Annotated in this window: 13 protein-coding genes and 1 other RNA gene; 11 read left to right on the forward strand and 3 right to left on the reverse strand. The window is 51.0% G+C overall.

Annotated elements, in window-relative coordinates:
• The first annotated feature begins 7 nt into the window (after positions 1–7).
• The 9 genes from HAV38_RS12945 to HAV38_RS12985 all read left to right on the forward strand — a co-directional run bounded on the left by HAV38_RS12945 (position 8) and on the right by HAV38_RS12985 (position 8,269).
• On the forward strand, positions 8–1,636 hold the full coding sequence (locus HAV38_RS12945) for a formate dehydrogenase beta subunit (protein WP_221313832.1): 1,629 nt from the start codon (positions 8–10) through the stop codon (positions 1,634–1,636).
• Positions 1,637–1,817: 181 nt separating this feature from the next.
• Entirely contained in the window at positions 1,818–4,676 is a 2,859-nt protein-coding gene (gene fdhF, locus HAV38_RS12950) for a formate dehydrogenase subunit alpha (protein WP_168055803.1), read from the forward strand.
• Between the two features lie 17 nt (positions 4,677–4,693).
• A complete protein-coding gene (gene fdhD / locus HAV38_RS12955; RefSeq protein ID WP_168055804.1) occupies positions 4,694–5,527 on the forward strand; it encodes a formate dehydrogenase accessory sulfurtransferase FdhD in 834 nt (277 codons plus the stop codon).
• A gap of 111 nt (positions 5,528–5,638) precedes the next feature.
• Entirely contained in the window at positions 5,639–5,866 is a 228-nt protein-coding gene (locus tag HAV38_RS12960; protein WP_168055805.1) for a formate dehydrogenase subunit delta, read from the forward strand.
• A 278-nt stretch (positions 5,867–6,144) separates the two neighbouring features.
• A complete protein-coding gene (locus HAV38_RS12965; protein ID WP_168055806.1) occupies positions 6,145–6,663 on the forward strand; it encodes an FUSC family protein in 519 nt (172 codons plus the stop codon).
• 135 nt (positions 6,664–6,798) lie between these two features.
• Positions 6,799–7,026 carry a DUF904 domain-containing protein gene (locus HAV38_RS12970; protein ID WP_168055807.1) on the forward strand — a complete coding sequence of 76 codons (228 nt, stop codon included), beginning with the start codon at positions 6,799–6,801 and terminating at the stop codon, positions 7,024–7,026.
• Positions 7,023–7,334, forward strand: coding sequence for a cell division protein ZapA (locus HAV38_RS12975; RefSeq protein WP_168055808.1), 312 nt, complete (start codon positions 7,023–7,025; stop codon positions 7,332–7,334). Before HAV38_RS12970 ends, HAV38_RS12975 begins: the two co-directional genes overlap by 4 nt.
• A gap of 46 nt (positions 7,335–7,380) precedes the next feature.
• Positions 7,381–7,560, forward strand: a non-coding RNA gene (gene ssrS / locus HAV38_RS12980) — 6S RNA.
• 241 nt (positions 7,561–7,801) lie between these two features.
• Entirely contained in the window at positions 7,802–8,269 is a 468-nt protein-coding gene (locus tag HAV38_RS12985) for an EVE domain-containing protein (RefSeq protein WP_168055809.1), read from the forward strand.
• 337 nt (positions 8,270–8,606) lie between these two features.
• On the opposite strand, the gene lgt is transcribed toward HAV38_RS12985, so the two are convergent.
• From lgt to HAV38_RS13000, 3 genes are all read right to left on the reverse strand, one after another.
• Complete coding sequence (gene lgt, locus HAV38_RS12990; protein WP_168055810.1) at positions 8,607–9,431, reverse strand: prolipoprotein diacylglyceryl transferase; 825 nt, start codon at positions 9,429–9,431, stop codon at positions 8,607–8,609.
• Complete coding sequence (locus HAV38_RS12995; RefSeq protein ID WP_168055811.1) at positions 9,432–10,328, reverse strand: LysR family transcriptional regulator; 897 nt, start codon at positions 10,326–10,328, stop codon at positions 9,432–9,434.
• A gap of 115 nt (positions 10,329–10,443) precedes the next feature.
• Positions 10,444–10,683, reverse strand: a complete 240-nt coding sequence (locus HAV38_RS13000; protein WP_168055812.1) for a TIGR04438 family Trp-rich protein — start codon at positions 10,681–10,683, stop codon at positions 10,444–10,446.
• Between the two features lie 447 nt (positions 10,684–11,130).
• Here HAV38_RS13000 and HAV38_RS13005 point away from each other — a divergent pair, with 447 nt between their 5' ends.
• Both HAV38_RS13005 and HAV38_RS13010 read left to right on the forward strand, forming a co-directional pair.
• Positions 11,131–11,289, forward strand: a complete 159-nt coding sequence (locus tag HAV38_RS13005) for a DUF5993 family protein (protein WP_168055581.1) — start codon at positions 11,131–11,133, stop codon at positions 11,287–11,289.
• Between the two features lie 16 nt (positions 11,290–11,305).
• A complete protein-coding gene (locus HAV38_RS13010) occupies positions 11,306–11,893 on the forward strand; it encodes a disulfide bond formation protein B (RefSeq protein ID WP_168055813.1) in 588 nt (195 codons plus the stop codon).
• Positions 11,894–12,046: the final 153 nt, after the last annotated feature.

Below are 12,046 nucleotides of genomic sequence, written 5' to 3' on the forward strand. Positions count from 1 at the left end.
GTCCAATATGAATGCCCCCGCTGACGTTATTAGCAGTCTCCCGGCGAGTCCGATTGCCGCTATCGAAGCAATCACCATCTATGTGCCGCGTGATTCGACCGCGATTGCGCTAGGTGCGAATGAGGTTGCCAGTGCGATTGTGGCCGAGGCTGAAGAGCGCGGTATACCGATCAAATTAATTCGTAATGGTTCGCGTGGCATGTTCTGGCTTGAGCCGCTGGTGGAAGTTGCCACTGCCGCCGGTCGGATCGGTTACGGCCCGGTAGAACTGGAAGATATCGCAGGCTTGTTTGAGGCTAATTTTATTAACGGCGGCGATCACGCGCTGGCGTTGGGACTGGTTGATCAAATTCCCTATTTACAGAAGCAGGAACGGCTGACTTTTGCTCGCGTGGGGATTACCGATCCGGTCTCGCTAGACGATTATCTGGCGCATGAAGGCTATGCCGGATTGCAAAAAGCGCTATCGATCACGCCAGAGGCGATTGTGCAGGAGGTCTTAGATTCCGGCTTGCGCGGACGCGGCGGTGCGGCTTTCCCGACCGGTATCAAATGGAAGACGGTCGCAAACGCGCAGGCTGGCCAAAAGTACATTGTCTGCAATGCGGACGAAGGCGACTCCGGTACGTTCTCGGACCGCATGGTGATGGAAGACGATCCCTTTGTGTTGATTGAAGGCATGACGATTGCCGCATTAGCGGTAGGCGCAACGCAAGGTTATATTTACGTCCGCTCCGAATATCCGCACGCGATCGCGGCATTGAATGAGGCCATTGCAGTTGCCAATGCGCGTCATTATCTTGGCGCAAATATTTGCGCCTCCGGCAAGACTTTTTTCCTTGAAGTCCGCAAGGGCGCCGGGTCCTATGTTTGCGGTGAAGAAACCGCGCTACTGGAAAGCCTGGAAGGCAAACGCGGTATGGTGCGCGCCAAACCACCGCTGCCCGCCCTGGAAGGCTTGTTCGGCAAACCAACGGTCATCAACAATGTGATTTCGCTGGCCTCGGTGCCGATTATCCTCGCGCGCGGCGGCGCATTCTATAAGAACTACGGCATCGGACGCTCACTGGGCACGTTACCAATGCAGTTGGCTGGAAATATCAAATTCGGCGGTTTGGTGGAGAAAGCGTTTGGCGTTACGCTGCGCGAACTATTGTTTGATTTTGGCGGTGGCACTGCTAGCGGACGTCCTATACGCGCAGTGCAGGTCGGTGGACCGTTGGGGCCATATTTGCCCGAATCGCTATTCGACACCAAGATCGATTATGAAAGTTTTAGTGCCGTCGGCGGCACGGTCGGGCACGGCGGTATCGTTGTGTTTGATGAAACTGTCGACATGGCCAAACAGGCGCGTTATGCGATGGAGTTCTGTGCGGTTGAGTCATGCGGAAAATGCACACCATGCCGCATCGGGTCGACGCGCGGCGTGGAAGTCATTGACAAAATCGTGGCCGGGTCGGCGGCGGGTTACGACCAGCCGAAGCAAGTGGATCTATTGCGCGATTTATGCGACACCATGATCAACGGATCATTGTGTGCAATGGGAAATATGACGCCGCTGCCAGTGTTGTCGGCGTTGAATAATTTTCCTGAAGATTTTGGTATCGAAGCAGTGCCGGCAGTTGCTGAACATTAAAAGTATGCAAGCAGGGATAAGTTGGGGAAACTGTTACCCGAGCCGTCCTGAAAGTTTGCAACCGGTAGCTACATAAGTTGTTTTTTGCGTGTTTTTTCGAGCGTTATTTCGACTCTATTTCGAGTGTTAACTACAGTGACCATCAGTCACTCCACCTTTCCGGGTGTTAAAGGAATCAGCCATGAACCAGATGAATGAACTTGACTACGGTACGCCAGCCAAAGTTTCTGAGCAGTTAGTATCGCTCGAAATCGACGGCGTGACCGTGGAAGTCGCTGCCGGTACTTCCGTGATGCGCGCCGCTGTCGAAGCCGGTGTCAACGTGCCTAAACTTTGTGCCACCGACAGCTTGGAGCCATTCGGTTCCTGTCGTCTGTGTTTGGTAGAGATCGACGGTAAACGCGGCTATCCGGCATCTTGTACCACCCCATGCGAACCCGGCATGAAAGTCAGAACCCAGACGCCAAAGCTGGCCGATATTCGCCGCGGCGTGATGGAGTTGTACATCTCGGACCATCCTCTCGACTGCCTGACTTGCCCGACCAATGGCAATTGCGAGTTGCAGGATATGGCTGGCGTGGTTGGTCTGCGCGATGTCCGCTACGGTTACGAAGGTTCTAATCATCTGAAAATGGAAAAAGATGAATCGAACCCGTATTTCACTTACGATCCATCCAAGTGTATCGTCTGCAATCGCTGCGTGCGCGCGTGCGAAGAGACGCAAGGCACCTTTGCCCTGACCATTGACGGACGTGGTTTTGAGTCACGCGTGTCTGCCGGTCAGATGGACAGCTTCATGGAGTCCGAATGCGTGTCCTGTGGCGCTTGCGTACAAGCCTGCCCGACCGCAACCCTGACGGAAAAAACCGTCATCACGATGGGCCAGGCCGAGCATAGCAAGATCACCACTTGCGCCTATTGTGGCGTCGGTTGCTCGTTTAAGGCCGAGATGAAGGGCAATGAAGTTGTCCGTATGGTGCCGCATAAAGACGGTAAAGCTAACCACGGTCACTCTTGCGTCAAAGGACGTTTTGCATGGGGTTATGCAACGCATAAAGACCGCATGACCAAGCCAATGATTCGTAGCAAAATTACCGATCCGTGGCGCGAAGTGTCATGGGAAGAAGCGTTGGGTTATGCCGCCAGCGAATTCCGCCGGATCCAGGCCAAACACGGTAAGGATTCAATCGGTGGCATTACATCATCACGTTGCACTAACGAAGAAACTTACCTGGTTCAGAAGTTGGTACGTGCTGCCTTCGGTAACAATAACGTAGACACTTGTGCTCGTGTCTGTCATTCGCCAACCGGTTACGGACTTAAGCAAACCTTAGGCGAAGCCGCAGGAACCCAGACCTTTGATTCGGTCATGAAGTCTGATGTCATCATGATTATCGGTGCCAATCCTGCCGCTGCACATCCGGTTTTTGCCTCACAAATGAAGCGTCGTTTGCGTCAGGGTGCCAAGCTGATTGTGGTCGATCCGCGCACGACCGAAATGGTTAAATCGCCGCACGTCGCTGCCGATTATCATTTAAAGTTGCGACCCGGTACCAACGTTGCATTGATTTCAGCAATGGCGCACGTTATCGTCTCAGAAGGCTTGGAAGACGCAGCGTTTGTTGCCGAACGTTGTGACACCAAGTCGTATGCAGATTGGAGAGAATTTGTATTGCGTCCCGAGAATTCGCCCGAAGCCATGGCCGATATCACAGGCGTTCCTGCAGCTGAATTGCGCGGCGCGGCGCGTCTGTTTGCGACCAATGGCAATGGCGCGATTTATTACGGTTTGGGCGTGACCGAACATGCACAAGGTTCGACCATGGTGATCGGTATCGCCAACCTTGCGATGGCGACCGGTAACGTTGGCCGTGAAGGTGTGGGAGTAAACCCATTGCGCGGTCAAAACAACGTCCAGGGATCTTGTGACATGGGCTCGTTCCCGCATGAGTTGCCGGGTTATCGCCATGTGTCCGATACCACAGTGCGGACGGAATTTGAGGACGCCTGGGGTGTTCCCTTAAGTCCAGAACCGGGCTTGCGGATTCCTAACATGTTTGACGCAGCGCTCGACGGCAGCTTCCTCGGCCTGTATTGCGAAGGCGAGGACATCGTCCAGTCTGACCCTGATACCCAGCACGTCATTGCAGCAATGATGGCGATGGAATGTATCGTCGTGCAAGACCTGTTTTTAAATGAGACAGCAAAATACGCACACGTATTTTTACCGGGCTCATCATTCCTTGAAAAAGACGGCACCTTTACCAACGCAGAACGTCGGATTTCACGCGTGCGCAAAGTGATGCCCGCCAAAGCTGGCAAGTCCGACTGGGAAGTAACTGTCGCCCTGTCGAACGCGTTAGGCTATCCAATGCATTACAACCATCCGTCCGAGATCATGGACGAGATCGCCGCGTTGACGCCGACCTTCAAAGGCGTTAGTTATGCCAAGCTGGATGAGGTCGGTAGTCTGCAATGGCCTTGTAATGATGCGGCTCCGGAAGGCACGCCGATCATGCATATCGGTGAATTTGTACGCGGCAAGGGTAAGTTTATCAATACCCAGTATTTTGCGACGGACGAGAAAGTAACCCTGAATTTCCCGCTGATTCTGACTACCGGCCGGATCTTGTCTCACTACAACGTCGGCGCTCAAACGCGCCGTACTGAGAACGTTGCCTGGCATAGCGAAGACCGGCTTGAAATCCATCCGCATGATGCTGAGGACCGTAACATCAAGCAGGATGACTGGGTGGGAATTGAGTCCCGCGCAGGCCAGACCGTATTACGCGCAACGGTGACGGAGAACGTGCAACCTGGCGTTGTCTACACTACGTTCCATCATCCGGAGTCCGGTGCAAACGTGATTACCACCGATAATTCCGACTGGGCCACCAATTGCCCTGAATACAAGGTCACGGCTGTACAAGTGATGCCGGTTACGCAACCGTCTGACTGGCAGAAGAATTTCAGTCAGGTTACCGAGCAGCAGTTACGCTTGTTGCAAGGCGAGTCCGCTGAACCAGTGTTTGCTAAATAAACGGGAGTCTGGCGTTGATGCAAAATTTACCAATGGATGCGCTCTGCGCCGAGTACCCCACCACCGCCGAAGTTGATATTCAAAAATGGCTGAATGGTGAGGTAACGGCGAGGCGTGACGTGGTCGCTGAAGAGGTGCCGATTGCGTTGGAGTACAACGGCATTTCGCACGTTGTCATGATGGCATCGCCTGCCGATCTAGCGGATTTTGCGTTGGGTTTTTCGCTCACTGAAGGTATTTTGGCTGACCCGAGCGAGTTATTCGATTGCGAGATCGTGGTGGGCGCTGATGGCATACAGGTACAGCTGGAGATCGCCGCGCAACGCTTCATGGCGCTCAAAGAAAAGCGCCGCAACCTGACGGGTCGCACCGGGTGCGGATTGTGCGGTGCAGAAACGTTAGCGCAAGCGATACGCAAGGTGCCTCCGGTGCAGTCAAGCGCCTGCTTTTCGGCCCCAACCTTGCATACGGCGATCGAGCGTATGCAACAGCAACAGCAACTTCAGCAGACAACCGGCGCGACCCATGCAGCCGCATGGGTACAAAAAAACGGCGATATTCTGGCAGTGCGTGAAGATGTCGGACGCCATAATGCACTCGATAAATTGATCGGTATGTTAGCCGCCGCCAGGCAGGATTTTTCGACCGGGGCGGTGCTTATTACGAGCAGGGCTAGTTATGAGATGGTGCAAAAGTCGGCCGTCATGGGGATCGGCCTGATTGCCGCAATTTCGGCACCGACCGCGCTGGCGATCAAACTGGCGCGTGAGGCCGAGGTCACGTTAGTGGGCTTCATGCGGCAACATTCGCATGCTGTGTATGCCAACGGACACCGACTGTCGACGAAATAAGTATCCAAGCTTGGTTGCTTATTAAACATAATGCCAAAAATAATCTATAAAAATAACGCGTAAGCTGCCCGGGTTCACTTCCGGTTGGCGCATTGGTAAAAGGAAAAAACCATGAACCTGCATCATCTAATTAAAATGGCCAATCAGATTGGATCATTTTTTGAAACCATGCCTAATCGTCCGCAGGCCATGACCGACTTTGCCAGCCATATCAAACGTCAGTGGGAACCTCGAATGCGAACGGCCCTACTTCAATATGCGGCAAACGCGCCGGATGACAATGAATTGCACAGCATCGTGCGCGAAACGATTAAGGTACATGTAGAGGCTATGCGGTAGTGTAGATAGTCACCACGCCCACGGCGCGCAATAGGTCCTCATTATGAAGGCCTTGTGAGTCCGTGGAAGCAGTAGCTCAGTGCTCCAGCGAGCGTTCTTTTGAACAGACCATCATTCTCTTAAATAGAAATGATGGTCTTTTAACATGTATAAGTTAGTAACGGGGATTTGTCAGATTCTTCATTTAAGTGGATTTTTTCTGCTTTCAGTGCGGTGCAATGCTAGTCTTCGTCTGCGGCGGGTCATCCTCCTGCCTTTATCTTAAGCGAACGCATGCAATGGAATTACAATTCATTAGCCCTAGAAAAAATGCCTTTCTATATTTGATCAAGATACTTACCGGTTCGTTGATCTCATGGTACGGCTTGCGCGCTGTCGGCATTGCCGAACCTTATTGGGCAATGATTTCTTTGATTGTCGTGACCGAGCCGGATATTGCTCTAGCCAAATTGAACTTTAAGGCGCGTGTCATCAACACCATCAATGGCGCAGTTGTGGCCTGCCTGACGCTGGTACTGATCGGTGCAAGTTTTTTTTCCATGCTGATCGCATTGTCGATATCCATTCTCGTTGCGATGTTGCTACATAACTATCCTGCCAACTGGCGTCTCGGTCCGGCTACGGTGGTGATTTTGATGTCTGCAGCGGTGGAGGGCACCGGCCTCAATCAAGAGTTGAGTCTCGCGTTATTACGTGTGGGAGAAGTGCTGGCAGGCAGCAGTGTCGCGCTGCTGCAAACGCTGGCGTATGGCTATATCATAAAACGTGCCACGAACGAAGAAAAGGAATTGCCTTAATGCAGGTTCATTGCTAAATTTTGCACTATTAATTTACCTTGCATTTTGTTACCTTAGGGCGGCGATGGACCTGTCGCTTAAATTCATTGATCGAATCTATTGACGTGGATTGATCGGCAACACTATAGTGACGACATGATTTCAGAATTTCACCAACTATCCGAAAAAATTCAGCAACTTGCTGAATTAACCCAAACCTTGCGACACGAAAACGCAGCCCTTCGCAAAAAAGCGGTGGTACTAAGCAGCGAAAATGCCGACTTAACGCGGCGGATGAGCGAGGCCCATCGACGGGTCGCGGCATTGCTCGATAAAATTCCTGTGGTGCCACAAGATGAGTCTGAAGTTCAGGAGAATGCATGACACAGTTAAGCGTCCAAATTATGGGGCAGCCCTATGTATTATCATGCAAAGAGGGCGAAGAGGCGACGTTGAAACAAGCCGTAGCTTACCTGGATGGCAAGATGAGCATCATTCGCGATGCTGGAAAAATCCGGGGCAATGACCGCATTGCGGTGATCGCTGCACTCGGTCTGGCGGCCGAGCTGTTATCAGCCAGGGCGCCCGATGGGCCTCTATCGGACTTGACGATGGTAGAAATAAAACAGGAAATCGCGGCTATGCATACCGCCCTTGATGATGCTTTAGGATCGCAAGAAGTACTGTTTTAATTTTTTATCAAAATGTTTGACATGAAGGTCGTTTAGAGTAGACTTAGGACTCCTGCCGTGTTCGCCATTGCCATAATTCCTTGAACCATTTTTACGCAGCGGTTACGGAATATCGTTTGATGGGCGTGATCGTCGCTAGTCCGATGAACCCGAAATTGAACTAACTGTAGCCAACTTGAACCTTCTTGGTTCAGGATGCCGGTAAAGCGGCACGCGCGGGAATCAAATTTGAAAGCAGTTGCATGCAGATGCAACTGCTTTTTTCGTTTTTTGGTAATTTTGATTGGTCACGCGTATATTCTGAGGCTGCCCTTTCGGCGTACTCTATTGTGTCGTTAGCCTGTCCCTCGGCTGCTCAAGCGGTTCCGTGGAGGTCTCTCGTCCGTCCGACGGCATGGCATCAAGCGTACTCTTGGATGCGCTGCCGGAATTTTACTGCATTTAATGTTGAGCTCGGTGATCGCAAAATGCAATATTGGTTAATGAAATCCGAACCGTCAGATGCAAGCATTGATGACGTGTTGGCGTCGCCAAATCAGACGATTCCCTGGTATGGCGTGAGAAATTATCAGGCGCGTAATTTTATGCGGGACTTGATGCGGATTGGGGATGGCGTGCTGTTTTATCATTCCAGTTGCGCGGAGCCGGGGATTGCCGGGATCGCTGAGGTGGCTAGCGTTGCTTTCCCTGACTCTACACAATTTGATCGTGGTGGTAAATATTACGACCCTAAGGCGACGCCTGAAAATCCGCGCTGGATGATGGTGGATGTGCGTGCGGTAAAAAAGACGCAGTTGATGAGTTTGGCTTTTTTACGGGAAGAGCCTGAGTTGGCGGAGATGCAGATTTTGCGGCGGGGGAATCGGTTGTCTATTACGCGGGTTGAGGTGGGGGAGTGGCGGTGGTTGATTCGGCATTTGAAGGATGCTTCTTAGGGAGACGTTTTAAGTTATCTAGTTAAGATTCGGTTTTTGGTTCATAGGTCTATAGGTCGATAGCATCCACGGAGCACTAACCATTTTAGCTATCGATCAACCGAACTAACCAAATGGCTAGCAATAAACCATAGAATCTCAAACATGTATTCCGACAATTCCTGACTGACAGTCGAAATAACCGGCATCAGCTATGACGGGGTAGGTCAACTGCCGATCCAACTTGAACTTGAACTTGAACTTGAACTTCAACTTCAACTTCAACTGCCTTGGCGGACAACTGCGAGTAGGGGGCCGGGGCTTCAGTATTAATCGCCCCGGTTATTATCTTCCTTCGCTAATTCGCCAACTTGTTCTTAATCCCTGCATAGTGCGGATTGCGATACGCCATCACTAATAAAATGATCCCGAGTATGACCATTGGTATCGACAGCATTTGGCCTGCAGAAATCGTAATGCCTTCAAATGTGACGTTGTAATCGGGGATCCGAAAATATTCGGTGAAGAAACGTGCGCAGCCGTAAAGCAGACTGAACATACCGGCGACGGCCATTCTTGGGCGCGGTTTGCGGGAAAATATCCAGAGAATAATGAATAGCAAAATGCCGTCTACCAGCATTTGATAAATAGGCGACGGATGACGCGGCAGGTTATCGACGTTGGGCCAAATCATGGCCCACGGCAGCGATGCATCGGCTACGCGGCCTGGGAGTTCTGCGTTGATAAAATTGCCGAGACGGCCTGCGGCATAACCAAGTGGCACCATCGGCGCGATGAAATCCATGATATCCATTAATTTCCGGCCTTTTTTTCTGCCCCACCAGGCCATCGCCAGTAGCACGCCTAAGAATCCTCCATGGAATGACATGCCGCCATTCCAGACGGCCATGATCTGGGAAGGATTATGAAAGTAAAAGACAGGATCATAAAAGAAGACCTGCCCCAGTCTTCCCCCAATGACGACCCCTAGTACGCCATAAAACAGCATATCATCCAGATCTTCTTTTTTCCAACCGTCGGCTGCGATGTGCGGTTGTTTAATTCTGATTCTTCCGACCCAAATAAATTGGATAAAAGCTAGCAAGTACATCAGGCCGTACCACCGGACGTGAAGCGGTCCGAGAGAGAAGGCAATTGGATCAGGCATTGGATGTATCAGCATTTATTGTTTCTTTCTGAGTAAATCTAAAAAGGCTTGTAACACGGGTGACGTGTTATCTTTCCGCCACGCGAGGCCGGTTTCTACTAACGAGGTTGCATCCTCCAAATCACGGTAATCCACCCCCGGACGCTTTAAATTTGACACCGATTGTGGCACAAGCGCACAACCCATGCCGGCCGAGACCAAACCGACGATGGTTTGCATCTGTATCGCCTCTTGTCCGATATGCGGTGTTTGACCGGCATTGCGAAAGCAGGCGAGGATGGTGTCGTGAAACCCGGGCGAAATCCGGCGTGGAAAAATGATCAAGGGCAAATCGTTCACGGCGTGCAAACTGATTTTGCCTTTCGTCCGCAACGCTTTGTGACCGGATGGCGCAGCCAGTATAAGCGGTTCCGACAAGAGGGATAAATAGTCGAGCCCCCGCTTGTCCTGATCAGGTAGTGGCGGAATTAATAGCCCGGCATCGATCTGGCCTTGCGCTAATTGCTCTAGTTGAAGATCGCTGGTTGCTTCTCTCAAATCGATTTTGACATGTGGGTAGGCTTCGCGGAACTCTCTTAGCAAGGGCGGCAAAATGCTGTAATCTGCCGTCGACACAAATGCCAGCGTTAATAGTCCTGATTCTCCGGTAGCAGCGCGTCGTACCAAATCCGGCAAAGCGCCAGCTTGCAATAAAATCCGGCGCGCCTCTGGTAGCAACGCAAGACCGGCGGGCGTCAGCGCGACACTGCGTTTGGTGCGGGCGAACAGCATCGTGCCGATGTCAATTTCTAACGCCAGAATCGCTTGCGACAACGGTGGTTGCGTCATATGCAAACGGATTGCGGCGCGGCCAAAGTGTTTTTCTTCTGCAACTGCGACGAAATAACGCAATTGCCGCATTTCTATAACCATATGCCATCTCTATTTGTGCCGGGACAATCATAGCCGCATTGCCTCATCACTGCAGAGAGGGGCAATTTCAGTGAGAAAAAACTACTCGTTGGCGATTTTAAGGCGGCGGAGTCGGTTATTTGCGCCTTGGGCGTTGGTTCGCCTCAAGGCTTTTCTTAATCCGGTCCTGCTTGATTTTGTCCATTTTGGCGTGTGCGCGCAGCTTGTCCAGCCCCATTGCACGCTCTACAAATTCAAACCATATAAAGGCGACACCCATCAACCCAGCTATCCACCACCATGAAAAGTCACCGAACGGACCTATTGTGAAAAACTTTAACGTGGCAAGAACAACGATGAGAAGAATGAGCGGCATGGTGTTTCCCACATACAAAGGACGGTTGGTAGCGGCTTAGCATAGGTTGAATTGCTGTAGCGGTCAATGCGGGCACTATCGGCCTGAAAGAAAATGTACGTGAGAACGTAATCGTTTGGGGTTCTTGGCCGTTTTTATGGCCTATCGGCTTCTATCTGTATTTTAGTTCGCTATTTATTCACTTATTTATTCTTCTATTTTTTCTCATTCATTTTCCTGCCACATGCGCGGCATGCCTGGCTCTGATAGCTGTATTTGCTGTCAACTGAGTATAACGGACAGTTTAAAGCGGTTGCATATTACTTTTGGTTCTTACGGTTTAACCAGAATTCTGATAATGTTTCCTGATTGAAATTAAATAGTAAAAGAAGAAAGAAATTCCTCACCGCTTTTAGTTCGATCTTCAGGTCGTGCTGAGCGGTAAAATTTTATCGAAAGGATTTTCATATGTTCATGTTTTTGCCGTTTTTAATCGCCGTGCTGGCCGCATTGAGCGTCTTCTACGATAAAAGAAAAATTGGATTCGCCCTGTGGTGCGCTTTAATCATCGTCACTCTCGCCTCGTTCAATTATCACGCGAGCAGTCCTTTGAATCTCTCCTTTTAAAGTGAGTGCTAATCCGATGAGTCAACGTTCTGCAGAGACGAAGTCCTCTACCGAAAAATTCCCCGGGGTCAGCGATGGGCTAAATATTCTTGCGCTTTATAGCATCAGTCTAGCGCTCGGAATTGCCTTTTACTACCAATTGGTACTACATGAACTGCCATGTCCACTATGCTTGCTTCAGCGCGTAGGGTTAATCGCGATTGGGATCGGTTTTATGATGAACGTGCGGGCAGGCGTGCGCAGCACACATTACGGCGTCGCAATGATCGGTGCTTTGCTGGCCGGGATCATCGGCATACGTCAGGTATTTTTGCATATTGTCCCGGGGCGCACCAATGGCTACGGCTCCGAGATATGGGGAGTACATTTTTATACGTTAACGGTACTTTCCGCGATCGCCGCAGTGCTTTTTATCGCCGTTATGTTAATGCTCAAAACATGGGAGCGCCCAAACAAAGGCAAGCATATAGTGCATTTTTTGGGGAAGTACGCGATGCTGATCTTTACGGCGCTGATAATCGCCAATTTGTTCTCGACCATATTAGAATGCGCCGCCGGTCAATGTGAAGGCAACCCGACCTACTATTTGCTACTGGGTCGATAAATGGTAAAGGGGGATCGGACAATGGTGAGCCGATCCCCTCGTTGAATAAGCCCTTTTGCTGTGCCGGAGTAATAAATGGCGTGACTAAATGGCGTGACTGCGCCACTAGGCCACTAGGCCACTATGTCACTATGCCACTTTGCGACTTTGCGA

Origin of the sequence: Glaciimonas immobilis (genome assembly GCF_011947285.1) — a bacterium.
Lineage (GTDB): Bacteria > Pseudomonadota > Gammaproteobacteria > Burkholderiales > Burkholderiaceae_D > Glaciimonas > Glaciimonas immobilis.